Origin of the sequence: Streptomyces sp. NPDC058257, from assembly GCF_042881845.1 — a bacterium.
GTDB lineage: Bacteria > Actinomycetota > Actinomycetes > Streptomycetales > Streptomycetaceae > Streptomyces.
This window is the reverse complement of the sequence record NZ_JBHVXJ010000011.1, coordinates 216109-242107: the sequence shown is the minus strand read 5'-3', so window position 1 is coordinate 242107 and position 25999 is coordinate 216109. Positions and strand designations below refer to the sequence as shown.

The 25999-nt window shown below is 70.5% G+C and carries 18 protein-coding genes; 15 read left to right on the top strand and 3 right to left on the bottom strand.

The window, feature by feature from the left end:
- Nucleotides 1-23 precede the first annotated feature (23 nt).
- From ACFVXC_RS25935 to ACFVXC_RS25900, 8 genes are all read left to right on the top strand, one after another.
- Nucleotides 24-1274, top strand: coding sequence for an SLC13 family permease (locus ACFVXC_RS25935; RefSeq protein ID WP_389909400.1), 1251 nt, complete (start codon nt 24-26; stop codon nt 1272-1274).
- Nucleotides 1275-1438: 164 nt separating this feature from the next.
- Nucleotides 1439-3550 (top strand): phosphocholine-specific phospholipase C, encoded by a 2112-nt coding sequence (locus tag ACFVXC_RS25930; RefSeq protein WP_389909205.1) that lies wholly within the window; start codon nt 1439-1441, stop codon nt 3548-3550.
- A 214-nt stretch (nt 3551-3764) separates the two neighbouring features.
- Nucleotides 3765-6008 (top strand): MMPL family transporter, encoded by a 2244-nt coding sequence (locus ACFVXC_RS25925; protein ID WP_389909202.1) that lies wholly within the window; start codon nt 3765-3767, stop codon nt 6006-6008.
- The gene (locus tag ACFVXC_RS25920; protein WP_389909199.1) at nt 5977-6570 is read left to right on the top strand and encodes a GNAT family N-acetyltransferase; all 594 of its coding nucleotides are present in this window, start codon (nt 5977-5979) and stop codon (nt 6568-6570) included. Before ACFVXC_RS25925 ends, ACFVXC_RS25920 begins: the two co-directional genes overlap by 32 nt.
- 35 nt (nt 6571-6605) lie before the next feature.
- Entirely contained in the window at nt 6606-7202 is a 597-nt protein-coding gene (locus ACFVXC_RS25915; protein ID WP_389909196.1) for a hypothetical protein, read from the top strand.
- A 228-nt stretch (nt 7203-7430) separates the two neighbouring features.
- A complete protein-coding gene (locus ACFVXC_RS25910) occupies nt 7431-7616 on the top strand; it encodes a hypothetical protein (RefSeq protein ID WP_389909193.1) in 186 nt (61 codons plus the stop codon).
- 101 nt (nt 7617-7717) lie between these two features.
- A complete protein-coding gene (locus tag ACFVXC_RS25905; protein WP_389909397.1) occupies nt 7718-10921 on the top strand; it encodes an AAA family ATPase in 3204 nt (1067 codons plus the stop codon).
- An 80-nt stretch (nt 10922-11001) separates the two neighbouring features.
- Nucleotides 11002-11277 carry a DUF6191 domain-containing protein gene (locus ACFVXC_RS25900; RefSeq protein ID WP_389909190.1) on the top strand — a complete coding sequence of 92 codons (276 nt, stop codon included), beginning with the start codon at nt 11002-11004 and terminating at the stop codon, nt 11275-11277.
- 19 nt (nt 11278-11296) lie between these two features.
- Here the strand turns inward: ACFVXC_RS25900 and ACFVXC_RS25895 are convergent, their stop codons facing one another.
- Entirely contained in the window at nt 11297-12460 is a 1164-nt protein-coding gene (locus tag ACFVXC_RS25895; RefSeq protein WP_389909187.1) for a PQQ-dependent sugar dehydrogenase, read from the bottom strand.
- 90 nt (nt 12461-12550) lie between these two features.
- Nucleotides 12551-13543, bottom strand: coding sequence for an aldo/keto reductase (locus ACFVXC_RS25890; RefSeq protein WP_389909185.1), 993 nt, complete (start codon nt 13541-13543; stop codon nt 12551-12553).
- A gap of 96 nt (nt 13544-13639) precedes the next feature.
- On the opposite strand from ACFVXC_RS25890, the gene ACFVXC_RS25885 reads away from it, so the two are divergent.
- The 6 genes from ACFVXC_RS25885 to serA all read left to right on the top strand — a co-directional run bounded on the left by ACFVXC_RS25885 (nt 13640) and on the right by serA (nt 23520).
- Nucleotides 13640-14590: a 2-hydroxyacid dehydrogenase gene (locus ACFVXC_RS25885; protein WP_389909182.1), complete on the top strand. Its 951-nt coding sequence runs from the start codon at nt 13640-13642 to the stop codon at nt 14588-14590.
- Nucleotides 14591-15031: 441 nt separating this feature from the next.
- Nucleotides 15032-17905 carry a putative bifunctional diguanylate cyclase/phosphodiesterase gene (locus ACFVXC_RS25880; RefSeq protein WP_389909394.1) on the top strand — a complete coding sequence of 958 codons (2874 nt, stop codon included), beginning with the start codon at nt 15032-15034 and terminating at the stop codon, nt 17903-17905.
- A 231-nt stretch (nt 17906-18136) separates the two neighbouring features.
- Nucleotides 18137-19984: an acetolactate synthase large subunit gene (locus tag ACFVXC_RS25875; RefSeq protein WP_389909179.1), complete on the top strand. Its 1848-nt coding sequence runs from the start codon at nt 18137-18139 to the stop codon at nt 19982-19984.
- 27 nt (nt 19985-20011) lie between these two features.
- Nucleotides 20012-20539 (top strand): acetolactate synthase small subunit, encoded by a 528-nt coding sequence (gene ilvN, locus ACFVXC_RS25870; protein WP_160507374.1) that lies wholly within the window; start codon nt 20012-20014, stop codon nt 20537-20539.
- A gap of 109 nt (nt 20540-20648) precedes the next feature.
- Complete coding sequence (gene ilvC, locus ACFVXC_RS25865; RefSeq protein ID WP_389909175.1) at nt 20649-21647, top strand: ketol-acid reductoisomerase; 999 nt, start codon at nt 20649-20651, stop codon at nt 21645-21647.
- A gap of 268 nt (nt 21648-21915) precedes the next feature.
- The gene (serA, locus tag ACFVXC_RS25860; protein ID WP_389909172.1) at nt 21916-23520 is read left to right on the top strand and encodes a phosphoglycerate dehydrogenase; all 1605 of its coding nucleotides are present in this window, start codon (nt 21916-21918) and stop codon (nt 23518-23520) included.
- A 105-nt stretch (nt 23521-23625) separates the two neighbouring features.
- Here serA and ACFVXC_RS25855 read toward each other — a convergent pair whose 3' ends face one another.
- Nucleotides 23626-25182: an MFS transporter gene (locus ACFVXC_RS25855; protein ID WP_389909169.1), complete on the bottom strand. Its 1557-nt coding sequence runs from the start codon at nt 25180-25182 to the stop codon at nt 23626-23628.
- A gap of 97 nt (nt 25183-25279) precedes the next feature.
- Between ACFVXC_RS25855 and ACFVXC_RS25850 the strand changes: the two genes are divergently transcribed.
- Nucleotides 25280-25864 (top strand): TetR/AcrR family transcriptional regulator, encoded by a 585-nt coding sequence (locus ACFVXC_RS25850; RefSeq protein WP_389909167.1) that lies wholly within the window; start codon nt 25280-25282, stop codon nt 25862-25864.
- Nucleotides 25865-25999 lie beyond the last annotated feature (135 nt).

The following is a 25999-nucleotide window of genomic DNA, read 5'->3' as shown; positions in this document are numbered from 1 at the left end:
CCCGCGGGCCACGGAGCGTCCCCCTGAACACCGTCACCGCCGAGATCCTCTCCGTCGGCCTGCTGCTCGCCGTGCTCGCGTTCGCCGTCGTACGGCCCCGGAAGTGGCCCGAGGCCGCCGCCGCGCTGCCCGCAGCCGGGCTTGTCGTGGTGCTCGGGGCCGTCTCGCCGCGGGACGCGCTCGCGCAGGTCGAGAGCCTGCTGCCGGTGGTGGGGTTCCTCGCCGCCGTGCTCGTGCTCGCTCAAATCTGCGCGGACGACGGGCTTTTCGCGGCTGCCGGCGATCTCGTCGCCCGGCTCTGCGGCGGGCGGACCAAGGCGCTGCTCGGCGGGGTCTTCGGCGTCGCCGCAGTGATCACCGCGGTGCTGAGCCTGGACGCCACCGTCGTGCTGCTCACCCCGGTCGTCTTCGCCACCGCCGCCCGCGTCGGGGCCAGGCCGCGTCCGCACGTCTACGCGACCGCCCACCTGGCCAACTCGGCGTCGCTCCTGCTGCCCGTCTCCAACCTCACCAACCTCCTCGCACTCACCGCCAGCGGGCTCACGTTCACGCGGTTCGCTCTGCTCATGGCGGTGCCGTGGCTGGTCGCCATCGGCATCGAGTACGTGGTGTTCCGGCGGTACTTCGCGGGCGAGCTGGCCGCGGGCGCCCTGGTGTCCGAGGAGACCGAGCCGACCCCCGTGCCGGTGTTCACCCTGGTCGTCCTCGGGCTCACGCTCGCGGGGTTCGTCGTGACGTCGTTCGTGGGCCTCGAACCCCTGTGGGCCGCCCTCGCGGGAGCGGCGGTGCTCGCGGGACGTGCGCTGCTGCGGAAACGTACGACCGCCACCGGAATCGTCCGTTCCGCGAGCCCCCTGTTCTGCCTGTTCGTGCTCGCGCTCGGCATCGTCGTCAAGGCGGTCGTCGACAACGGCCTTGGCTCCGGGATCGAGTGGATCCTGCCGGACGGCGCCTCACTGCCCGCTCTGCTCGCGATCGCGGGCCTCGCCGCCGTACTCGCCAACCTCATCAACAACCTGCCCGCGATCCTCGCCCTGCTGCCCGCCGTCGCCCCCGCGGGACCCGGCCCTGTCCTCGCCGCGCTCATCGGCGTCAACATCGGCCCGAACCTGACGTACGTCGGCTCGCTCGCCACCCTCCTGTGGCGCCGCATCCTGCACGACCACGGCACGGACGCCGAGCTGCGCACCTTCACCGTGCTCGGCGTGCTGACCGTGCCCCTCATCCTCGCGGCGTCGACCGTCGCGCTCTGGGCGGGGCTGCTGATCGGCTGACCAGTCCGGTCGGCCGACCGAGTCCGGACGTACACACTCGGGCGCGTCCGTTCACGCCGACTTCGTCCCCAAGTCTTCACAGGGAAACCAGACTTCACTACCGTCCCGGCGGAGCAGGCTAATGGATCAGCAGAGAACCATTGGCCGTCGACTGGAGGTCGTACGTGTCCCCGGAGATATCTCGCAGGCGGCTGATGGCAGTTGGCGGAGGCGCACTCGGTGCCGCCGCCGTCGGATCGTTCCTGCCGCCGTCGTTGCAGCAGGCACTGGCACAGGACCGGGACCGGCCCAAACCCGGCGGCAGCGGGCTCGACTCGATCGAGCACGTCGTCATCCTGATGCAGGAGAACAGGTCCTTCGACCACTACTTCGGAGCGCTGCGCGGCGTACGCGGCTTCGGTGACCGCAACGCCGTCCGGCTCCCGAGCGGGAAGTCCGTGTTCGAGCAGCCGGGTGTGCTGAGCACCGTCCTGCCCTTCCCCGTCCGCGAGGCCGCGGCGGCGCAGAAGAAGGACCTGCAGTACATCGGCGCCCTCGACCACTCATGGAGCGGCGGCGCCAAGGCCTGGCACGACGGCTGGTCGGACGGCTGGATCACCGCCAAGACCGCCGCGACGATGGCGTACTACACGCGCGAAGACATCCCCCTGCACTACGAACTCGCCGACACCTTCACCGTCTGCGACGCCTACCACTCGTCCATCCACACCTCCACGAGCCCCAACCGCAACCACCTGTGGAGCGGCAAGACGGGCTACGAGGCGAACGGCAGGCGCGCCGTCGGGAACGACGCGTACGACGAGGGGACACACCCCGGATACGACTGGGGGACGTACGCCGAGCGCCTGGAGAAGGCGGGCGTGAGCTGGCGGACGTACACGGAGTGGGAGAACTTCACCGACAACCAGATCGAGTTCTTCACGACCTTCAAGGCCATCGCCCGCAAGGTCCTCGCCAAGACCGGCCTGACCTACATGGAGGCCTTCTACGCCAAGGTCCGCGACGCCAAGGACGACGCCGAGCGCGAGAAGCTGCTCGCCACCCTGGAGGAGGGCGTCGCCACCCTCACCAAGGCGGAGAAGTCGCTCTTCGAGCGCGCCCTGCGCCGCGTGCCCACCGGCAAGCTCGCGGAGGAGTTCGCCAACGACGTCGCGGGCGGCAAGCTGGCCAAGGTCAGCTATCTGGTGCCGTCCGCCCAGGACTCCGAGCACCCCAGCGTCTCCTCGCCGATCCACAGCGCGACCATCGTCTACAAGGTCCTCGACGCCCTCGCCTCGCACCCCGAGGTCTGGCGCCGCACCGCCGTCTTCATCAACTACGACGAGAACGACGGCTTCTTCGACCACGTCCCGCCGCCCGTCCCCGGCGGCGAGAGCGCCGAGGAGCGGGAGGAGCGCTGGGAGGGCAAGCCGACCGGCCTCGGTGTGCGCGTCCCCATGCTCGTCGTCTCACCCTGGACCGTCGGCGGCTACGTCACATCCGAAGTCTTCGACCACACCTCCGTCGTGCGCTTCCTGGAGAAGTGGACCGGCGTACGGGAACCCAACATCAGCGCCTGGCGCCGCAAGGTCACCGGCGACCTCACCGGCGCCTTCGACTTCAAGCGAGGACACCGGCAGCCCGAGGTCGAAAAGCCCGGCGCCATCCCGGCGTTCAGCGGCCGCTGGTCCCCGCAGCCGCCCCTGAAGCAGTCCATGCCGGTCCAGGAGCCCGGCACGCGCCGCGCCCGCCCGCTGCCCTACCAGCCCGACGCGTACGTGAAGCCGGGCGAGAAGGGCGCTCTCTCGGTGCGGCTGCGCAACGGCGGCCGCTCCAGCGCGCACTTCGCGCTCTATCCGTACGCCGACGAGTTCAAGGTCCCGCAGCACAAGGACGTCGTGCGCGAGGGCTCCTGGACCGTCCCGGTGTCCAAGGACGCGTACTCCTTCACGATCACGGGGCCGAACGGCTTCCGGCGCGAGTTCGCGGGCGGCAAGGACGGCAACGCGCAGCTCGCCTCCGCGATCACCCGTCGCGAGCTTCATGTGACGCTGGCCAACCGGGGCCGTAAGGAGCTCGTCTTCACCGTCGAGCCGGTCGGCTATGTGGACGAGGACGACGTCAGGAGGCGGACGCGGGTCGTCCGCGTCAAGGCGGGCAGCAGCCGCACGATCGCCTGGCACACGGACGACGAGCACGGCTGGTACGACATTCAGGCGACGGCGGCGGGCGAACCTGCCTTCCGGCGCCGTCTGATGGGGCACATAGAGAACGGACGCGCGAGCGTGTCGGGCTGAATCCCCGGTTCTGAGGGTGTGCGAGGTCCCGATGGGGCCTCGCACACCCTCTTGTGAACTTGTGAGGAAAGCCACGAACGGGACCAACGATCTCCGAGTGTTGTCAAAGTACCTCTGGCGCCCAAGTCGCCTCTCAAACGTTCTTTGCGGGCTGTTCATCTCATTCAAGACTGTTCCCGATAAAGATCCACGAACCAGTACAGGGAGCCAGTCGGTGGCAGCACTCGCACGGTGGTGTGTGAAGCGCCGCCTCCTGGCCGTACTGCTCTGGCTCATCGCCCTCGGCGGCGCCGCGAGTGCCGCGGCCGTCACCGGATCCGCGTACTCGAACGACTACGAGGTGCCGGGCACCGAGTCCGGCCGGGCGACCCAGCTCCTGAACGAGGGCTTCGAAGGCCTCGGCGGCGACAGCGACACCGTCGTCTGGCGCACCGAGGCGGGCACGACGGTGCGCGCGGCCGACGTCGAACAGACGATGACCAGCGCCCTGGACACCATCGCCGGCATGCCCGCGGTGGCCTCCGTCAGCAGTCCGTACACCGAGCGCGGCGCCGCACAGATCAGTGCCGACGCGCGCATCGCGTACGCGACCGTCACCTTCCACGAGCAGGCCGACGCCATCGACAAGTCGGACGCGCAGATGCTCGTCGACACCGCCAAGGCCGCGGGGTCGGACAGCCTGGACGTCGAGCTCGGCGGCAGCGCCGTCGGCCTCACCGAGACCAAGAGCGCGCAGACCGCCGAGATCGTCGGGGTCGCCGTCGCCGCCGTCGTGCTCTTCCTCGCCTTCGGCTCGCTCGCCGCCTCCCTGCTGCCCATCGCCACGGCGCTGGTCTCGGTCGGCACGGCGTACGCGGGCATCGTGCTGCTCGGGCACCTCATGACCGTCGCGGACTTCGCCCCGATGCTGGGCACCCTGATCGGGCTCGGCGTCGGCATCGACTACGCGCTCTTCATCGTGACCAGACACCGCAAGGGCCTGGGGCAGGGTCTTCCGGTGGCCGTCGCCGCGGAACGCGCCGTCGCCACCACCGGACGCGCGGTCGTCTTCGCGGGCGCCACCGTGTGCATCGCCCTGCTCGGCATGCTCATCCTGCGGCTCAGTTTCCTGGGCGGCGTCGCCATCGCGGGCTCACTGACCGTGCTCCTCACGGTCGCCGCGTCGGTGACCCTGCTCCCCGCGCTCCTGTCCTGGATCGGCCCGCGCGCGCTGAGCCGCCGCGAACGGCGCGCCCTGGCCGAGCACGGCCCGGCCCCGGAGGTGCCCACCGGGCTCGCCGCCCGCTGGTCCGCCTTCGTGGAGCGCCACCCCAAGCTGCTCGGCGGCGTCGCCGTCGCGGTGCTGGCGCTGCTCGCCCTGCCCACGCTCTCCCTGCACCTGGGCACGTCCGACCAGGGCAACAACCCGGCGTCGGCCACCACCCGGCAGGCCTACGACCTGCTCGCGCGCGGCTTCGGCCCCGGCGTGAACGGCCCGCTCACCCTTGTCACCGAGGTCGAAGGAGCGGGCGACCGGCTCGCCCTGACCAACCTCGTCCCCACACTGGAGTCGACCAAGGGCGTCGCCTCCGTCAGCCCCGTCACGTACGACGCGAACGGCACGGCCGCCTACGTCACCGTCGTACCGGACTCGTCCCCCCAGTCGCAGCGGACCAGCGAGCTCGTCGACCGGCTGCGCGACGACGTGCTCCCCAGGGCCGAGGCCGACACCGCGCTCGACCTGCGGGTCGGCGGTGTCACGGCGAGCTACGACGACTTCGCGGAGATCATCGTCGGCAAGCTGCCGCTCTTCGTGGGCGTGATCATCGGCCTCGGCTGCGTCCTGCTGCTCCTCGCCTTCCGGTCCATCGGCATCCCCCTGAAGGCCGCCGCGATGAACGTGGCGGCGGTGGCGTCCGCCTTCGGGGTCGTGGTCGCGATCTTCCAGTGGGGCTGGGGGAGCGAGCTGCTCGGCCTCGGCTCGGCAGGACCGATCGAACCCTTCCTGCCCGTGATCATGGTGTCCGTCCTCTTCGGGCTCTCCATGGACTACCAGGTCTTCCTGGTCAGCCGGATGTACGAGGAGTGGCTGGAGACCGGCGACAACCGGCGGGCCGTGCGGGTCGGTCTCGCCGAGACGGGCCGCGTGATCAACTCCGCGGCGGTGATCATGATCTCGGTCTTCCTCGCCTTCGTCCTGAGCGGCGACCGGGTCATCGCGATGTTCGGCATCGGCCTCGCGGCGGCGGTCGCACTCGACGCGTTCGTGCTGCGTACGTTGCTGGTGCCGGCGCTGATGCACATGCTGGGCGGCGCCAACTGGTGGCTGCCGCGCGGCCTCGACCGCAGGCTGCCGCGGATCAGCATCGAGCCGCCGGAAAGCCGTTCGAGCCGAGCCGTCCCTGGTGCGAGGATCCCCGTAATGACGGACGGGACGAAGGAGCGGAATGTTCGCGATATCGCTGGGCGAGGGCGCTGAACTGCGGCCCATCGAGCCGTGGCAGGCACAGGAGTTCCTCGCGCACATCGAGCGGGCGCGCGACTACACGGGGCCGTGGGTGCCCCTGACCTCGCTGGTGACCGACCTGAATTCGGCTCGGGAGCGCCTCCAGACGTACGCCGACAGGAAGGCCGCCGACACGGGGCACCTCTACGGCATCTGGCTGAACGACACGCTCGTCGGCGGAATCTTCTTCCGGATCTTCGACACGGCCACGGAGTGCTGCGAGCTCGGTGTCTGGCTAGAGCCTTCCGCCGCCGGGCACGGCCTGATCACCAGGGCGAGCCGGGTCCTCATCGACTGGGCGGTCGACGAGCGCGGCATGCACCGCGTGGAGTGGATGGTCTCCTCGGCGAACGACCGCAGTATCGCGGTGGCCGAGCGGCTCGGGATGACCAGGGACGGAGTGCTGCGGGAGAGCTTCCCCTGGCAGGGGGTGCGGCACGACATGGAGGTGTGGTCGGTGCTCGCGCCACAGTGGCGCGAGGCGCGTGAGGCGGCCGGTGCCGGGGACTCCGCCGGTGGTGAAGCGGCTCGTTAAGAAACCTCTCAGACTCCGTCCGTACGGTGCGGAGCATGGGAACTAAGACAGAGGACGAGACTGCGGCCGAGGCGGCCGCGAAGCCCGCGAAGCCCGCAGATTCGGAGGCTGCGGACGCCGTGGACGACACCACCACGGATGCCGTGTCGACGGATGCCGCCAAGGCCGACGACGCCGACGACACCGATGACGACGCCGACGACCTCGTCGTCGTCGAAGAGGTCGCTCCGGCCAAGTCCGGTGGCGTGTTCCAGGGCGCCGCGGCCGTCGTCTCCGCCGCCCTCGGCGTGATCGGCCTCTCCGGTGGCTGGCTCGGCACCGTCGCCGCGGCGCGTTCGAACATCGTCGGGCAGCTGGAGACCAAGCAGTCGGCGAGCGTCGCCGACCAGATCCAGGCCCTGTACGGCGACTCCTGGCAGGTCACGGCGCTGATCGCCGGATCCTTCGCGCTCGTCGCGCTGGTCGTCGGGTTCGTCGTCCTGGTCAGGCCCGCGTTCGGCGCCCCCGACCAGGTACAGGCGCCGTGGATCAAGTCGGTGGCCTGGGCGGGTGTCGTCCTCGGCGTCATCGGCCTGCTCCTTGCCATCGCCAAGTACTCGGACCTGATCTACGGGCTGCCGTCGACGAGTTGATGGCACGTAGTCAATGCACGTGAGGTAGCGGGGGTCCTTAGGCGCGGAGGTATGGCCTAAGGCCCCTGCCCACCTTCCTAAGGCCCCCCACCCCCTCAAGATGCGGCACTCTCCCGATGTGCCGACCCTCCCTGGCAGACGAAAGTAGAGGCATCGCAAGACGGGATCCGCGAACAGCGGATCACGGACCGCGAAGCCGAAACTCAAGTCAGTAGCCAGGGAGTTCTCATGTTCGAGTACGAAATGCACCAGCTCCGCGCCGCCGACCTCGCCCGCGAGGCCGACCGCCGCCGCCTCCTGCGCGAGGCCCGTGAGGCCAAGGCGACCCGCGCCGAGCGCCGTTCGGCCCGCCACGACACCGAGGGGCGGGTGAGCAGGGCCCAGCGGAGGATCAGCTTCAGCCGGGCCGTCTGATGAAGGCGGAGGCGCCCACCGGAGCGCCGGTCGAAGCGCCCGCCGAAGCGCCTGCTGACGCCCTCGGGATATCCGCTGCCGTGAGCATCGCACCCTGTGCGATGCTCACGGCTGTGGAGACCAGATCCGTAAGCCCCGTGTTCGTCGGCCGCGCCGATGAGCTGGGCGTTCTGAACGACGCGCTCGCCCGCGCCCAGGGGACCACCACCCCCGGCACGGGCGGGCCGCAGGCGTTGCTCCTCGGCGGCGAGGCGGGCGTCGGCAAGACCCGCCTCATCGAGGAGTTCACCGCGGCGGCCCGCGCCGAAGGAGCCGTCGTCGCGCTCGGCGGCTGCGTGGAGATCGGCGCTGACGGCCTTCCCTTCGCCCCCTTCTCCAGCGCCCTGCGCTCCCTGCGCCGCCAGCTCCCCGGTGAGGTGGACGCCGCCGCCGCCGACCAGGAGGGCGAACTCGCCCGGCTCCTGCCCGAACTCGGCGAGGCCCCGCAGCGCCTGCGCGGCACGGACGCCCAGCACGACGAGGAAGGCATGGCCCGCCTCTTCGAGCTGACCGTCCGCCTCCTGGAGCGCCTCGCCGCGGAGCGCACGGTGGTCATCGCGCTGGAGGACCTGCACTGGGCCGACGCCTCCACCCGCCACCTCCTCGCCTACCTCTTCCGCACGCTGCGCAGCGGCCGCCTCGTCGTCGTCGCCACCTACCGCGCCGACGACATCCACCGCCGCCACCCGCTGCGCCCGCTCCTCGCCGAGCTGGACCGCCTGCGTACGGTGCGGCGCATCGAACTGGCCCGCTTCAGCAAGGGCGAAGTCGCCCGCCAGATGGCGGGGATCCTCAGCGCCGAGCCCGCGCAGTCCCTGGTGGACGACATCTTCGACCGCTCGGACGGCAACGCCTTCTTCGTCGAGGAGCTCGCGGTCGCCTCGCACGGCGGCAGCTGCGCGAGCCTCACGGACTCCCTGCGCGATCTCCTCCTCGTACGCGTCGAGGGGCTGCCCGAGGACACCCAGCGGGTGGCCAGGATCGTCGCCGAGGGCGGCTCGACCGTGGAGTATCCGCTGCTCGCCGCGGTCGCCGGGCTCGCCGAGGACGACCTGATCGAGGCGCTGCGGGCCGCTGTCGGCGCCAACATACTTCTGCCGTCGCCCGACGGCGACGGCTACCGCTTCCGGCACTCCCTGGTGCGCGAGGCCGTCGGCGACGACCTGCTGCCCGGTGAACGCTCCCGGATCAGCCGCCGTTTCGCCACGGCTCTTGAGGCCGACCCCTCACTCGTCGCCGACGACCAGCGTGCCGCCCGCCTCGCCAGCTACTGGTACCACGCGCACGACGCCGCGAAGGCGCTCCCCGCCGTCCTGCGCGCCTCCGTCGAAGCCCGCCGCCGCTATGCGTACTCCGAGCAACTGCGCCTCCTCGAACGGGCGATGGAACTGTGGGACGGCGCCCCCGAGGACGTACGCCTCGACCTGCGCCCCCTGGACCACGCCGAGGTCTACCCTCCCTGTGGCTGCGACCCCGAGACCACCCCGCTGCGCTACCTCGACCTCATGGCGGAGGCCGCAGTCGCCGGTCGCCTCTGCGGTGAGCGCGAGCGCGCCCTGAAGATCACCAAGCGTGCGCTGCGGATCCTCGAGGACGAGCAGGACCCTCCCTCAGGCTCTCAACACGGTTCGAGCAAAGGGGACCCCCTGCGCGCCGCCTGGTTCTGGATCCAGCGCTCCCGGCTCACCTCGACGCTCGCCCGCGGTGACGGCTGGGCGGAGATCGCCACCGCGCAGGAACTGGTCCGCGGGCTTCCGCCGTCCGAGGTGCACGCCGAGGTCCTCACCAACGTCGCCTCCTGGGGCATGCTCCACAACCCCGGGGCGGAGACCCTGGCGGCCGCCCAACGCGCCGTCGAGTACGCCCGGATGGTCAAGGCCGAGGAGATCGAGCTCAACGCCCGGCTCATCCTCGGCGGCCTCCTGGTCGACGCGGGCGACGTCGAGCACGGCCTTGCGGAGATGTACGCGGTCAGGGACCGGTGCGTGGCGCCCCCCGGCCTCGTCTCCCGGATCCCGCACATCCATGTCAACCTGCCGTCCGTGCTCGAAGGCGCGGGCCGCTCTCTCGAATCCCTGGAGGTCAGCGACCAGGGGCTCGCGCTCTGCCGGAAGTACGGACTCACGGACACCGAGAGCTGGGTCCAGAACAACAAGGCGGAGACCCTGATCTCGCTGGGCCGTTGGGACGAGGCGGTCGATGCCAGCGAGGCGGCCCGCCGCGGCGCGCTCGGTGTCAAACCACGGGCCGGGGCGGCCCTGCACCTCGCCGTCGTCTCCCTCGGCCGCGGCGACGTGCCCGAAGCCGCCGCCCAACTGACCTTGGCCCGCGACCAGTACGGGCTGCACGGCCTCATGCCGCAGTACTCCCTGCCCATGGTCACCGCCGCCCTCGGTATCGCGGCGGCCGACCCCGACCGCGCGGCCGGCGTCGCCGCAGCACGCACCGAGCTCGAACAGGCCCTGGCCACGGGCTTCGCGCCCGGCACCCAGCGCTACACCTGGCCCCTGCTGCTCGCCGCGGCCACGTCGGAGGCCGATACGCGCGGCCTGCCCGCCGCCGAACCCGGCCGGACCGAGGCCATCGAGAGCATTCGGCGAGCCGCCAGGAAACTGCCCTCACCCATGCCGGTCTGGGACGCCCACGAGAAGTGGGTACGCGCCGAGCTGCTGCGCGCCGAGGACCGGGACACCCCCGCCGACTGGTCCGCCACGGTCGCCGCGTTCGAACCCCTCGACCGCCCCTACGACCTCGCCCGCACCCGCCTGCGCCTCGCCGAGTCCCTCCTCGCCGCCTCCGCGGGCGTGGGCGCCGAAGCGGATCGTGAGCGCGCCGCCGGTCTGCTGCGCCGGGCCCGCGAGGTCGCCGAGCGCCTGGGGGCCCGGCCCCTCGCCGATTCCGTCTCGGGGCTCGCCCAGCGCGCCCGCCTCACGCTGAACGAGCACGACGGCGACCGCGCCACCGCGCGGGCCCACCTCGCCCCGGTCGACCCCGCCGAGGCGCTCGGCCTCACCAGCAGGGAGCGGGACGTGCTGCGCCGCGTGGCCGCGGGCCGCAGCAACCGTCAGATCGCCGAGGAGCTCTTCATCTCCCCCAAGACGGCGAGCGTCCACGTCTCCAACATCCTCGCCAAGCTGGGTGTGGCGGGGCGGGGCGAGGCGGCGGCCCTGGCCCACCGCCTGCGCCTTTTTCCCGTGGAGAGCCCAGAGAGCCCAGAGAACCGACAGAGCGCACAGAGCGCACAGAGCGCACGGTCCACCGGCTGACCTGCGGCTTCCCGGCCCCGATGGGTTCCGCGGGCGCTCGCTTACGCTGGTATGGAGGAACTCGGCCGCCAGGAGGCGCAGTGTTCAACCTGATCGAGCTTTTCCAGCCCGGCCGCAAACACACGGACGACGAGCAGAAGCGGCTTGAGCTGAGCCGGGTCGACGTCGCCGACGGCGACCCCGGCCGCGGGCCGATAGACCTCACGTCGGGCAAGGTGGTGGTGAGGGTGCCGCAGCAGGCGAGGACGGAATCCGGGCCGACTGACGCGGCCCCCGGGTCGGCTGACCCGGACCCCGAGTCGGCTGACGCGGAATCCGGGTCCGAACCGGACGCCGGGCCCTCGTCCGAGAAGTAGCCGTCCGCGCTGCTTCACGTCACTTCACCGTCACCTCGAGGATCTTGTCGTCCCCCTTCTCGGGGGTGCCCCGGGAGTCCGTCTCGTTCGTGACCAGCCACAGCTTGTCCCCGCCCGCCGCGACGACCGTGCGCAGGCGGCCGTACTCGCCCTTCAGGAAGGACTGGGGCTGCACGCCGCCGTCCACGCCCCGGACCGGAATGCGCCACAGGCGCTCGCCGCGCAGGCCCGCCATCCAGACCGAGCCCTCGGCGTAGGCGATGCCACTGGGGGAGGCCTCCGAGGTCTTCCACTGGGCCACCGGATCGTGGAAGCCCTCCTCGTCGCCCTTGCCCTCGACCTCCGGCCAGCCGTAGTTGTCACCGGCCTTGATCTCGTTCAGTTCGTCCCAGGTGTCCTGGCCGAATTCCGCCGCCCAGAGCTGCTTGTCCTCGTCCCAGGCCAGGCCCTGCACATTGCGGTGGCCGTACGAATAGACGGGGGAGTCGTCGAAGGGGTTGCCCGGGGCCGGGTCGCCGTCCGGGGTCAGGCGCAGGATCTTGCCGCCGAGCGACTTCTTGTCCTGGGCCAGGCCCGTGTCGCCCGTCTCGCCCGTGCCCGCGTACAGCATCTTGTCCGGGCCGAAGGCGATCCGGCCGCCGTTGTGGACCCCGCCCTTGGGGATGCCCTTGAAAACCGTGTCGGGTGCGCCGAGCTGCTGTCCTGAGGGTTTCTTCTCGTCGTACAGCATGCGGGCGACGCGGTTGTCCGACTCGGTCGTGAAGTACGCGTAGACCATGTGGTCCGACGCGTACGAGGGGGAGAGCGCCAGGCCCATCAGGCCGCCCTCACCGGCGGGGGAGACGCCGGGGACCGAGCCGAGGTCCGTCTTCTCGCCCGTCTCCCCGTCGACGCGGGTGATGGTCCCCTCGTCGCGTGAGGACACAAGGAGGTCCCCGTCGGGGAGCGGTGCGAGACCCCAGGGCGACTTCAGGTTCTCGGTGAGGGTCTTGGTGACCTTCGCCGACCCCTTCTCCGGCGGGGCTTCGCCGGTGCGCGCCTTGCCCGTGGATGTCGCGTCCGTCGCGGGGCTCGACTCCGCGCTCTTCGCGTTGTCCGGCGTGCCCCCGCCCCCGGACGAGCAACCGGCCGTGAGCACAAGGGCGGCGGCGGCCAGTGCGGCCGTGACAGCAGGTCGTTGCACGATCAGGTTCCCTTCGACGCAGCGCTTCTACCGTTCATACACCGCTCGGTCCCCAGAGGTTCCCGGCCCAGCCTCACCGACGCGTGGACATCAGTCCCACGAGCCCATCGCCGAGGGCAGCGCCGCGATCTCCGCGAGGTCCGTCCCGGTGAGCCGCACCGACGCCGCCCCCGCGTTCTGCACCGCCCAGCGCTCCCGCTTGGCCCCGGGGATCGGCACCACGTCGCCGCCCTGCGCGAGCACCCACGCCAGCGCCACCTGCGCCGGGGTCGCCCCGTGCCGCTCGGCCACCCGGCGAAGGCCCACCACGAGGGGCTGGTTGGCCGCCATCATCTCGGCGGTGAATCGGGGATGCCGGGCCCGTACGTCGTCCGGCTCGAAGCCCTGCCCGGGCGTCAGCGTCCCCGTGAGGAACCCGTTCCCCAGCGGCATCGCCGCCAGAAAGCCGACCCCACGCGCCGCGCACCACGGAAGGAGCGTCAAAAGCGCCTCTCGCGACCACACCGAGAGCTCGGCCTCCACCGCGCTGACCGGGAAGATCTGCTGGACCCGCTCAAGCTGCCGGATCGTTCCCTCGTGCAGCCCCCTGCCCTCGCGCCGCGAGGCACGCGCCCCCACCGCGCAGAGACCGAGGGCCCGCACCTTCCCCGCGGCGACGAGTTCGGCCATCGCGCCCCAGGTCTCCTCGACGGGCACCTCGGGATCGGCGCGGTGCAGCTGATAGAGGTCGATCGTCTCGGTCTGCAGCCGTCGCAGCGACGCGTCGCAGGCCCGCTTCACATAGCCGGGGCGGCCGTTGGCGACGATGTGCTGCTCGCCCACAAGGAGCCCGCACTTGGTGGACACGAACGCCTCGCCGCGCCGCTCCTTGAGCGCCCGCCCCACCAGGAGCTCGTTGGTGAACGGCCCGTACATGTCCGCCGTGTCAAGGAGGGTCGAGCCCTGGTCGAGGGCTGCGTGCACGGTGCGCAGCGACTCCTCGCCGCGCTGCCGCGATCCGGTGTACGCCCAGTTCATCGGCATGCAGCCGAGCCCGACCGCACCCACTTCGAGCGCTGCCGCGCCGATCGTCCTGCGGTCCACCTGGCCGTGCCCCCCACTTCATGTCCGAGCAGCCCCCAACGTAACCGCTGCCTCCCCTCACGCGGCGTGCGGCCTGTGCGCATTAGCCTCCTGACCATGACGACAGACGTATGGCTTCCCTATGCCGCTGACGAGATCGAAGGCCTGCCCGGAGCAGCCGATGCCGGTATCAACTACCGCTTCTGGGACGGCGGCCCGGACTTCCCGGCGGACCCGGCCGACTGCGCGTTCTACGTGGTGCCCTATCTGAAGGGCGTGGAGACCTCCGTACGGCCACTGCCCGAGATGACATCGGTGCGCGCCGTGCAGACGCTCACCGCGGGCATCGACCACGTGCAGTCCGGGCTCAAGTTCCTCGCGCCCGGCGTCCAGTTGTGCAACGCCAAGGGAGTGCACGAGGCCAGCACCGCCGAGCTCGCGCTCGCGCTGACCCTCGCCTCCCTGCGCGGCATCCCCCGATTCGTGGAAGGGCAGCGGCAGGAGGACTGGCGGTCCGGGTTCTATCCGGCGCTCGCCGACAAGTCCGTCCTGATCGTGGGCTACGGATCGATCGGTTCCGCCATCGAGGACCGGCTCGCCCCCTTCGAGTGCGCGCGGGTGGCGCGCGTCGCGCGCTCCGCCCGTGCCACGGAGCGCGGCCCCGTGCACCCGCTCGCCGAACTTCCAGCGCTGTTGCCCGAAGCCGATGTGGTCATCCTCTCCACGCCCCTCACCGACACCTCCCGTGGCCTGGTCAGCGCCGACTTCCTGGCGCGCATGAAGGACGGCGCCCTGCTGGTGAACGTCGCGCGCGGCCCCGTCGTCGACACCAAGGCGCTCCTGGCCGAACTGGAGAGCGGCCGGATCACCGCCGCCCTGGACGTCACCGATCCGGAACCGCTGCCCGCAGGTCATCCCCTGTGGCAGGCTCCAGGGGTGCTCATCAGCCCGCACGTGGGCGGATCGACCTCCGCCTTCCTGCCCCGCGCCAAGCGGCTGCTCGCCGGCCAGCTGACCCGGCACGTCGCCGGGGACCCCCTCGCGAACGTGGTCCTGACGACCCAATAGCGCACGAAGGCGCACTCGCCCAGGGAGCGTTCGAGCACGCTCCGCACCCGCGTGCGTGCGCCGTGTGTTTACGACACCGCTTGCCGTCACGGAGCGTACAGAACCTATGTCCCTGAGTGACGAGACTGGTGTATCGTCCCGACAGGGGCTGCGCCGTGGACCGTTCGGCGCCGGGGACGAGGCAAGGCATCAGACGCGAGGGGGGCGACGGGCGATGTACGGCCAATGGGCGAACGAACCGACGCGGCGGAGCTGCCGACGGCGACTCTCACACGCACCGGCTCGCAGTCGGCTGCGCGACGGCTGCGCACACGAGATCCCGGAGTCGATAGATCACGGGAAGCGGAGGGATACAAGGGCGGTACGGACCAGGGCGGCCCGGTGAGCACCCGGCCGTCACCCGTCACCGCCCTGGACGGCGGCGGAGGTCTGACGGCGCCGATGCCGCCCGGTTCCCCACTGGCCCGGCGCCCCGCCTCCGGCGGCGGCGCGAGCCTGGTCTCGCAGATCGCGCTCTTCGTGGTCTGCGGCGGGTATGCCGCCGGGGCGGCGCTCGGCTGGGGATCGCCCCGAGCCGCCCTGATCATGGGCGACTTCGGCCTGAGCATCGCGGCGGCGACCGCCGCGGTCTCCTGCTTCCGCTACTCGCGCACCCGTCGAAGCCGCTTTCGACCCGCATGGCTGCTGTTCGCGCTCTCCTCCGCGATGGCGGCCCTGGGCAACGGCGTATGGGGCTGGTACGAGGTCGTGCTCGAGCAGCCGGTGCCCAGTCCCGGCCTCGCCGACCTGTTCTTCCTCTGCTTCGCGCCGCCCGCCATCATCGGCCTGCTCGTGCTCGCCAAGCGTCCGGTGACGCGGGCGGGTTGGGTCTGTCTGGCCCTCGACGCCTGGCTCATCGGCGGCTCGCTGCTCACGCTCTCCTGGAGCCTGGCCCTCGCGCACACGGCACAGTTCGTGGGCCAGAGCGTCGCGCACGCCGCGCTCTCGCTCGCCTACCCGCTGCTCGACATCGCGTTGGTCAGCATGGTCCTCGCGCTGCACTTCAGGCGAGCCTCCGCCAACCGCACGGCGGTGAACACCGCGATCGGCGCCCTCGCGCTGACCGTCATGTGCGACGCGATGTTCACCTCGCCCCTGCTGCACGCCAGTTACCGCTCGGGGCAGATGCTGGACGCGGGCTGGTTCGCGGGATCACTGCTCCTGGCGTACGCGCCCTGGGCGGTGCCCTGGCCCAAGCAGGCGGATGACGCGCAGCACGCGCGCGTGGAGAGCGGCGCCCCCAAGGGAGTGCGGCCCGCCGCCACCCGGCCGATCGCCGGATCCCTTGCCGCGCTCACGCCGTATCTGGCCGCCGCCGTCTGCACGTTGGGGATTCTCTACAACGTGCTCAGCGGCCGAAGCGTCGACGAAGTCGTGCTCTTCACCGCGGGCACGGTCGTGCTCGCCCTGGTGGTGCGCCAGGGCATCATGCTCCTGGACAACATCACCCTCACCCAGGAACTGGCCCAGAAGGAGAACCACTTCCGCTCCCTGGTCCAGGGTTCGAGCGACGTGATCATGATCGCCGCCCCGAACGGCATACTGCGCTACGTCAGCCCGGCCGCCTCCGGGGTCTACGGCCGTGAGGCCGAAGACCTCATGGGTTCCGAACTGGCCTCGCTCATGCACCCCGAGGACCTCGGCAGAGTGGTCCACGAAGTCCGCAGGTTCCTCACCGCGAACCCCGTGGAAGAGCCCACGACCCGCATCGAGTGCCGCTTCAAGTCCGGTGACGGCGACTGGCTGAACGTGGAGTCCACGGTCAACCGCCACCAGGGCGGCCTCATCTTCAACAGCCGCGACGTCACCGAACGGGTCCGCCTCCAGGCGCAGTTGCAGCACAATGCCGAGCACGACCCGCTCACCGACCTGCCCAACCGCGCCCTGTTCACGCGCCGGGTCGGCCAGGCGCTCACCGGCCGCAGGATCACCGACCGGGGCACGGCCGTGCTCTTCATCGACCTCGACGGCTTCAAGGCGGTCAACGACACCATCGGCCATCAGGCGGGAGACGAACTCCTGATCCAGGCGGCCCGCCGCCTTCAGGAGGCCGTCAGGTCCGGGGACTGCGCGGCCCGGCTCGGCGGCGACGAATTCGCCGCACTGATCGTGGGCGACGGCACCCGCGACCAGGCCGCACGCGAGCAGCACATCTACGAACTCGCAGACCGTCTCAGAATCGCCCTCTCCCAGCCCTACGCCATCGGCGGCAACGACGTGCGCGTGGCGGCGTCCATCGGCGTGGCCTTCGCCGAACCAGGCCTCGGAGCGGGCGAGTTGCTGCGCAACGCCGACCTCGCGATGTACCGCGCCAAGGCCGCGGGCAAGGGCCGCGTCGAGCTGTACGCCCCCCAGATGCAGGCCGATGTCGTGCGCAAGGCGGAGCTGGCGACCCGGCTGCGCACCGCCCTGCACGAAGGCCAGTTCGCGCTGCTCCACCAGCCGGTGGTCTCCCTGGACGACGGGCGCATCACCTCCGTCGCCGCCCAGGCGCGCTGGCGCTCGGCGCAGGGCATCCTCTTCACGCCCGCCGAGTTCCTGCGCATGGCCGACACATCGGACTCCCAGGAGAGCGCCCGCACCGCGGAGCTGGGCCGCTGGATGCTGGAGGAAGCCGTCCAGCAGGCCGCCGAACGGGGACGCACGGGGCACGCGACGCCCGTCGCCGTCCGCATCAGCGCACGGCGCCTCCTGGACCGCTCCATGCCGCTGAGCTCCATCGAGGCCCTCCTCACCCGGTACGGGCTGCCCTCAGGGGCGCTCGTCATCGAGCTGGCCGACAGTGACCCCCGCGTCCCCCTCGACGATCTGGAGCGCCGCCTGACCTCCCTGCGCAGGCTCGGGGTGCGCATCGCCCTGGACGGCTTCGGGAGTGGCTATGCCGCCATCACCGCACTGCGGCGGCTCCCCGTCGACGTACTGAAGCTGGACCGCAGTCTCGTCGAGGGCGTCGTCGAGTCCGCGCGGCTTCACAAGATCACCGCCGGTCTGCTGCGCATCGCCGGCGATCTGGGCCTGCGCTCCGTGGCCGACGGCGTCGACCTCCCGGAGCAGGTCGTCGCCCTGCGCGCGATGGGCTGTACGCACGGGCAGGGCATGGCGTTCTCCGGGCCGCTCGACGAGTACCGACTGCGCCGTGCGCTCTCGCTCGGGCAGTACCCCGTTCCGTACGGCCCCGCGGAGCCCGTCCTGGCAGGTGGCCCCCCGGTGGGGTTCGGAGGAGGTGTCGAATCCTTCATCCGCTCACATAATGAGACCCCCGTCCCACCTACTTGACAGGTGCTGTGCGCTGGAGAGAGGGTCAATGCCATGCGCACCCGAATTCTCGTACTTGGAAAGCGCGTCGGCTGAAGCTGGGAATCACCGGTCCGAATACCGGAATCCCGCGAACGCTCCGACGCGCTCCCCTCGCTTGCCACCTGGCACGAGGGGTTTTTTGTTGCACCGGCACTGCCAAAACCCTGCAAACACCCCGCAAAAACCCTCAGCTTCGAGAAGAGAATGCCGATGACCGAGCAGGCCACCGGGGCCCACCATCCGCAGCCGCGGCCCCGATCCTCAGGACAGCAGCCCGCACCCGTCGAGCACGTCACGGGCGCGCAGTCCCTCATTCGTTCTCTTGAGGAAGTCGGGGCCGACACGGTATTCGGCATTCCCGGCGGTGCCATTCTTCCCGCGTACGACCCGATGATGGATTCCACCCGGGTCCGTCACGTCCTGGTCCGCCACGAGCAGGGCGCGGGGCACGCGGCCACCGGTTACGCGCAGGCCACCGGCAAGGTCGGGGTGTGCATGGCGACGAGCGGTCCCGGTGCCACCAACCTCGTCACACCGATCGCCGACGCCCACATGGACTCCGTGCCCATGGTCGCGATCACCGGCCAGGTGGCCTCCAAGGCCATCGGCACGGACGCCTTCCAGGAGGCGGACATCGTCGGCATTACGATGCCGATCACCAAGCACAACTTCCTCGTCACCAAGGCCGAGGACATCCCGGCGACGATCGCGGAGGCGTTCCACATCGCCTCCACGGGCCGTCCGGGACCGGTCCTGGTCGACATCGCCAAGGACGCCCTCCAGGCGCAGACCACCTTCCAGTGGCCGCCCACCCAGGACCTGCCCGGCTACCGCCCGGTGACCAAGCCGCACGCCAAGCAGATCCGCGAGGCCGCCAAGCTGATCACCGCCGCCAAGCGGCCCGTCCTCTACGTCGGCGGCGGCGTCCTGAAGGCCCAGGCCACCGCCGAGCTGAAGGTCCTGGCAGAACTCACCGGAGCGCCCGTCACCACCACACTGATGGCGCTCGGCGCATTCCCCGACAGTCACGAGCTGCACGTGGGAATGCCGGGCATGCACGGAGCGGTCACCGCCGTCACCGCGCTGCAGAAGGCCGACCTGATCGTCGCCCTCGGAGCCCGCTTCGACGACCGCGTCACCGGCAAGCTGGACAGCTTCGCGCCCTTCGCGAAGATCGTCCACGCCGACATCGACCCGGCCGAGATCGGCAAGAACCGCGCCGCCGACGTGCCGATCGTCGGAGACGCCCGCGAGGTCATCGCCGACCTGATCCAGGCGGTCCAGGCCGAGCACACCGCGGGCCAGAAGGGTGACTACACCGCTTGGTGGAAGGACCTCAACCGCTGGCGCGAGACCTACCCCCTTGGCTATGACCAGCCCGAGGACGGTTCGCTCTCCCCGCAGCAGGTCATCGAGCGGGTCGGCAAGCTCGCCCCGGACGACACGATCTTCGCCGCGGGCGTCGGCCAGCACCAGATGTGGGCCGCCCACTTCATCGAGTACGAGAAGCCCGCCACCTGGCTCAACTCCGGCGGCGCGGGAACGATGGGGTACGCGGTCCCGGCCGCGATGGGCGCCAAGGCCGGTCAGCCCGACCGCACCGTCTGGGCGATCGACGGCGACGGCTGCTTCCAGATGACCAATCAGGAACTGACCACCTGCGCGCTGAACAACATCCCGATCAAGGTCGCCATCATCAACAACGGCGCCCTCGGCATGGTCCGCCAGTGGCAGACGCTCTTCTACAACCAGCGTTACTCCAACACCGTCCTTCACAGCGGTCCCGAGGACATCGGCCCCAACAAGGGCACCCGCGTCCCGGACTTCGTGAAGCTGTCGGAGGCCATGGGCTGCGTGGCGCTGCGCTGCGAGCGCCCCGAGGACCTCGACAAGGTCATCGCCGAGGCCAACGCCATCAACGACCGCCCCGTCGTGGTCGACTTCATCGTCCACGAGGACGCCCAGGTCTGGCCGATGGTCGCGGCGGGCACCTCGAACGACGAAGTCATGGCCGCCCGCGGGGTCCGCCCCGACTTCGGCGACAACGAAGACGACTAGGCGAGAGCGAAAGAGAGACCACGAGTCATGTCCACCAAGCACACGCTCTCCGTCCTGGTCGAGAACAAGCCCGGTGTCCTCGCCCGGATCACCGCGCTGTTCTCACGCCGCGGCTTCAACATCGACTCCCTGGCCGTGGGCGTCACCGAGCACCCCGACATCTCACGCATCACCATCGTCGTGAACGTCGAGGACCTGCCGCTCGAACAGGTCACCAAGCAGCTCAACAAGCTCGTCAATGTCCTGAAGATCGTCGAACTGGAGCCGGCCGGCGCCGTGGCGCGCGAACTGGTCCTCGCCAAGGTCCGCGCCGACAACGAGACGCGCTCGCAGATCGTCGAGATCGTCCAGTTGTTCCGCGCCAAGACCGTGGACGTCTCGCCCGAGGCGGTCACCATCGAGGCCACCGGCTCCAGCGACAAGCTGGAGGCCATGCTCAAGATGCTGGAACCCTTCGGCATCAAGGAGCTCGTCCAGTCCGGCACCATCGCGATCGGCCGCGGCTCCCGCTCCATCACGGACCGCAGCCTGCGGGCGCTCGACCGCTCGGCCTGAACCAGCACGAACCGGCCGCCGGGCCCGCCCGTATGCCGAGACCGTAAAACTTCCCTCCCCCGCCCGCCGTACGGTGGGTCGCAACACCAGCACACATAGGAGATTCCCAGTGGCCGAGCTGTTCTACGACGACGACGCCGACCTGTCCATCATCCAGGGCCGCAAGGTCGCGGTCATCGGATACGGCAGCCAGGGCCACGCCCACGCGCTGTCGCTCCGTGACTCGGGTGTCGACGTCCGCGTCGGTCTGCACGAGGGCTCCAAGTCCAAGGCCAAGGCCGAGGAGCAGGGCCTGCGCGTGGTGACGCCCGCCGAGGCCACCGCCGAGGCCGACGTCATCATGATCCTGGTTCCGGACCCGATCCAGGCCCAGGTCTACGAGGAGTCCATCAAGGACAACCTCAAGGACGGCGACGCGCTGTTCTTCGGCCACGGCCTGAACATCCGCTTCGGCTTCATCAAGGCCCCCGAGGGCGTCGACGTCTGCATGGTCGCCCCCAAGGGCCCGGGCCACCTGGTCCGCCGCCAGTACGAGGAGGGCCGCGGCGTTCCGTGCATCGCGGCCGTCGAGCAGGACGCGACCGGCAAGGGCTTCGCGCTGGCTCTCTCGTACGCCAAGGGCATCGGCGGCACGCGTGCGGGCGTCATCAAGACGACCTTCACCGAGGAGACCGAGACCGACCTGTTCGGCGAGCAGGCCGTGCTCTGCGGTGGTACCGCGGCGCTGGTCAAGGCGGGCTTCGAGACGCTGACCGAGGCCGGCTACCAGCCGGAGATCGCGTACTTCGAGTGCCTCCACGAGCTGAAGCTCATCGTGGACCTCATGTACGAGGGCGGCCTGGAGAAGATGCGCTGGTCGGTCTCCGAGACCGCCGAGTGGGGCGACTACGTCACGGGCCCGCGCATCATCACGGACGCCACCAAGGCCGAGATGAAGAAGGTCCTCGCCGAGATCCAGGACGGCACCTTCGCCAAGCAGTGGATGGACGAGTACCACGGCGGTCTGAAGAAGTACAACGAGTACAAGACCCAGGACGAGTCCAGCCTCCTGGCGACCACCGGCAAGGAGCTCCGCAAGCTCATGTCGTGGGTGAACGACGAGGCGTAAGCCTTGAGGCGACGGGGCCGGGACCGCAGTCCCGGCCCCTTTGTCCACCTGGTCCAGCCACGGAAGGGTGATCCTTCCACCAAGGCGTAAGACACTCGTCAGGACGCCACTACACTGCTTTCAACATTCGCGTCAGGCCCACAGCGTCGTGCGTCTTCCACGCGGCTGAGCGACACCGAGGAGGGGCAGGCACGCCCCCGGTGCCGCTCCCCTCCACCCGCATGCGGCCGTCGGGACGGCCGTCCGCATTGGACTTGTGAGGACTCACGTGAGCACTGCTGCCAACGGCAAACCGGTCGTACTCATCGCTGAAGAGCTGTCGCCCGCAACTGTCGACGCCTTGGGCCCGGACTTCGAGATCCGTCAGTGCAACGGCGCGGACCGCGCCGAGTTGCTGCCCGCCATCGCCGACGTGGACGCCATTCTGGTCCGCTCCGCGACCAAGGTCGACGCCGAGGCCATCGCGGCCGCCAAGAAGCTGAAGGTCGTCGCCCGTGCGGGCGTGGGCCTGGACAACGTGGACGTGTCCGCCGCCACGAAGGCGGGCGTGATGGTGGTCAACGCACCCACCTCGAACATCGTCACCGCGGCCGAGCTCGCCTGTGGTCTGCTCATCGCCACCGCCCGCAACATTCCCCAGGGCAGCCAGGCCCTGAAGGCCGGCGAGTGGAAGCGCTCCAAGTACACGGGCGTCGAGCTCGCCGAGAAGACCCTCGGTGTGGTGGGCCTGGGCCGCATCGGCGCGCTCGTCGCCCAGCGCATGAGCGCCTTCGGCATGAAGGTCGTCGCCTACGACCCGTACGTACAGCCCGCGCGCGCCGCGCAGATGGGCGTCAAGGTCCTCACGCTCGACGAGCTGCTCGAGGTCTCGGACTTCATCACCGTGCACCTGCCCAAGACCCCGGAGACGGTCGGTCTGATCGGCGACGACGCCCTGCACAAGGTCAAGCCCGCCGTCCGCATCGTGAACGCCGCGCGCGGCGGGATCGTCGACGAGGAGGCGCTGTACTCCGCGTTGAAGGAAGGCCGTGTCGCGGGCGCCGGTCTGGACGTGTACGCGAAGGAGCCCTGCACGGACTCCCCGCTCTTCCAGTTCGACCAGGTCGTCTGCACCCCGCACCTCGGCGCGTCGACGGACGAGGCGCAGGAGAAGGCCGGTATCGCCGTCGCCAAGTCGGTGCGCCTGGCCCTCGCGGGCGAGCTCGTCCCGGACGCCGTGAACGTCCAGGGCGGCGTCATCGCCGAGGATGTGCGTCCCGGTCTGCCGCTCGCCGAGAAGCTCGGCCGGATCTTCACCGCGCTCGCGGGCGAGGTCGCCGCGCGGCTGGACGTCGAGGTGTACGGCGAGATCACCCAGCACGACGTGAAGGTGCTCGAACTCTCCGCGCTGAAGGGTGTGTTCGAGGACGTCGTCGATGAGACCGTGAGTTATGTGAACGCGCCTCTCTTCGCCCAGGAGCGTGGCGTCGAGGTCCGCCTCACCACGAGCTCGGAGTCCCCGGACCACCGCAACGTGGTCACGGTGCGCGGCACGCTGACCGGCGGCGAGGAGATCTCGGTCTCCGGCACGCTGGCCGGACCCAAGCACCTGCAGAAGATCGTCGCCATCGGTGAGTACGACGTGGACCTCGCGCTCGCCGAGCACATGGTCGTCCTTCGCTACGCGGACCGTCCCGGTGTCGTCGGCACCGTCGGCCGTGTCCTCGGTGAGGGCGGCATCAACATCGGCGGCATGCAGGTCGCCCGCGCCGACGTCGGCGGCGAGGCGCTCGCCGTTCTCACCGTGGACGACTCGGTGCCGCAGTCGGTGCTCAACGAGCTGGCCGCGGAGATCGGCGCGGACTCCGCGCGTGCGGTGGACCTGACGGACTAGTCACCCCGCTTCTCGGTTGCCGGTCGCCACCGGCTCCGCCGACTTCGTCCGCGAACGCCGGACGGTCTGGAGAGATCCAGCCCGTCCGGCGTTCGTCTTGCGGTATCAAGCGAGCACCTTCGCGGGCTCCGGCTCCGTGGGGGCCGTTGCCGACGTGATCCGGCGCAGCGTCACGGCCGCCACCGCCGCCGCGACCAGCAGCACCGCCGCCCCCGTGAGGGCCGCCATGTGCATGCCGCTGGTGAAGGCGTCGCGGGCCGCGTCCGTCAGCGCTGAGGCCGCCTTGTCCGGCAGGTGCCGGGCCACCGCGAGGGCGCCGCCGAGCGTCTCGTGGGCCTCGGCCGGGGCCGAGTCCGGGATCTCGTTCCGGTAGACCGCGTTGCCGATGGAGCCGAGCAGCGCCATGCCGAGGGCGCCGCCGAACTCCTGGCCGGTCTCCAGGAGCGAGGACGCGGAGCCCGCCTTCTCCGCGGGGGCCGAGCCGAGTGCCAGGTCGGTGAGTTGCGAGCCGATGACCACGGCGCCGCAGGCAAGGAGCCCGGCGCCGGTGAGGACCGTCCACATGGAGTCCGTGCCGGTCAGGGCCAGCAGGCCGTACCCGCACGCCGAGACGGCGAAGCCGGACGAGACGACATAGGCGCGGTTCATCCCCCGCTGCACCAGGGCCGTGGCGACCGGTGCGGCGAAACCGATGAGGACGGAGGGGAGCAGCGCCCACAGGGCGGCTTCCATGGCGCTCTTGCCGAGGACGGACTGCAGGTACTGCGTGGTGAAGTACGCCGAACCCATCATCGCGAGCGAGCAGATGAGGTTCAGCAGGACGGCGGGGGCGAACCCGCGGCCACGGAAGAGGGCCGGGGAGATCAGCGGGGACTCCGTGGTGCGCTGGCGGTGGACGAAGAGGGCGGCGAAGACGAGTCCGACGGTGAGCGAGGCGACGTACGCGGGTTCGAGGCCCGCGGCGGCGATCTCCTTGAGCCCGTAGACGACGGGCAGCACGGCGGCCATGGACAGCGGCACGCTCAGCAGGTCGAAGCGGCCCGGCTTCGGGTCCTTGGACTCCGGGATGAGGACCGGGGCGAGGATCAGGAGCAGCACCATCGCGGGCAGGTTGACCAGGAAGACCGAGCCCCACCAGAAGTGCTCGACGAGGATGCCGCTCATCACCGAGCCGAGCGCGATACCGGCGACCATCACGCCGGACCAGATGCCGATGGCCTTCGCGCGCTGCCCGGCGTCGCGGAACATCGTGCGGACGAGGGCCATCGTGGACGGCATCAGGGTCGCGCCGCCGATGCCGAGGACCGCGCGGGCCGCGATGAGGAGCTCGGCGCTGCCCGCGTAGGCGGCGGTCAGGGAGGCCGCGCCGAAAGCGAGGGCGCCGATCATGAGCAGCTTGCGGCGGCCGATGCGGTCGCCGAGCGAGCCCATCGTCATCAGCAGCCCCGCGAGCACGAACGCGTAGATGTCGAAGATCCACAGCTGCTGGGTGCCGCTCGGCTCCAGGTCGGCGCTGATCGCGGGGACCGCGAAGTAGAGGACCGAGACGTCCATCGAGACCAGGAGCAGCGGCAGCATCAGGACGGCGAGCGCGGTCCACTCCTTGCGGCCCGCGCGCTCGGGGACCGCCGAATTCGCTTGTTCGTGCGTCGAGTTCGTCATGACGGAGACTGTACGAGCGTCTTAAACGCTTGTCTAGTACGGACGTGTAAGACGCTGGTCTGGGACGTGCGTATGGATCGGGAGTAGGCTGGCCCGTATGGGACACCGTGAGGATCTGCTCGAAGGCGCCAAGTACTGCCTGTTGGAGAAGGGGTTCGTGCGCACGACGGCGCGCGACATCGTGAAGGAGTCCGGGACCAACCTGGCGTCCATCGGCTACCACTACGGCTCGAAGGACGCCCTGCTCGTAGAGGCGTACGTAGCGCTCTTGGAGCCCATGGGCGAGGGCTTCGAGCGTGCGGTCGGCGTGGCGGGCGCTCCGGGGAGCGGCGGCCTGGAGAGATTCCGGGAGACATGGGCGAACGTCATCCGCTCGATCCCCGAGTCGCGGGCGATCTGGATGCTGACTCTGGAGGTCGTCACGCAGGGGGAGCGGCTCGCGGGCGTCCGCGATCTGCTCGCCAAGGCGCAGGTGGAGGGGCGGCGCGGGCTCGCCGCGATGTTCACCGGGATCGAGGAGAGCGAACTGCCCGATGACCTCGTGGAGACCGAGGGCCGCTTCTATACGACGCTGCTCAACGGCCTGATGGTCCAGTGGCTGTTCGACGAGCCCTCGGCGACCGACGCCGAGCAGCTGACCGAAGGGCTGCGGCGGGTGATGGCGCGGGTGTCGGAGGGCTGAAACGCCGGTGGTGGGGGGGGGGCCCCGCCCCCCCCCCCCCCGGGGGGGGTTGGTCTTGGGGGGTCTGGGGTGGCCTGGGAGTGGGGGCGGGGGGGGCGAGGCCGGAAAGTTGGGGGGGTTCGGGTAGCCCGTCTT

Excerpts from the sequence above, each read along its gene's own strand:
- ACFVXC_RS25855 (WP_389909169.1), bottom strand. The coding sequence starts at position 25,182 with ATGACGAACTCGACGCACGAACAAGCGAATTCGGCGGTCCCCGAGCGC.
- ACFVXC_RS25875 (WP_389909179.1), top strand. The coding sequence starts at position 18,137 with ATGACCGAGCAGGCCACCGGGGCCCACCATCCGCAGCCGCGGCCCCGA.
- ACFVXC_RS25915 (WP_389909196.1), top strand. The coding sequence starts at position 6,606 with ATGGGAACTAAGACAGAGGACGAGACTGCGGCCGAGGCGGCCGCGAAG.
- ilvN (WP_160507374.1), top strand. The coding sequence starts at position 20,012 with ATGTCCACCAAGCACACGCTCTCCGTCCTGGTCGAGAACAAGCCCGGT.
- ACFVXC_RS25880 (WP_389909394.1), top strand. The coding sequence starts at position 15,032 with ATGCCGCCCGGTTCCCCACTGGCCCGGCGCCCCGCCTCCGGCGGCGGC.
- ACFVXC_RS25910 (WP_389909193.1), top strand. The coding sequence starts at position 7,431 with ATGTTCGAGTACGAAATGCACCAGCTCCGCGCCGCCGACCTCGCCCGC.
- ACFVXC_RS25885 (WP_389909182.1), top strand. The coding sequence starts at position 13,640 with ATGACGACAGACGTATGGCTTCCCTATGCCGCTGACGAGATCGAAGGC.
- ACFVXC_RS25905 (WP_389909397.1), top strand. The coding sequence starts at position 7,718 with ATGCTCACGGCTGTGGAGACCAGATCCGTAAGCCCCGTGTTCGTCGGC.
- ACFVXC_RS25850 (WP_389909167.1), top strand. The coding sequence starts at position 25,280 with ATGGGACACCGTGAGGATCTGCTCGAAGGCGCCAAGTACTGCCTGTTG.
- ACFVXC_RS25920 (WP_389909199.1), top strand. The coding sequence starts at position 5,977 with ATGTTCGCGATATCGCTGGGCGAGGGCGCTGAACTGCGGCCCATCGAG.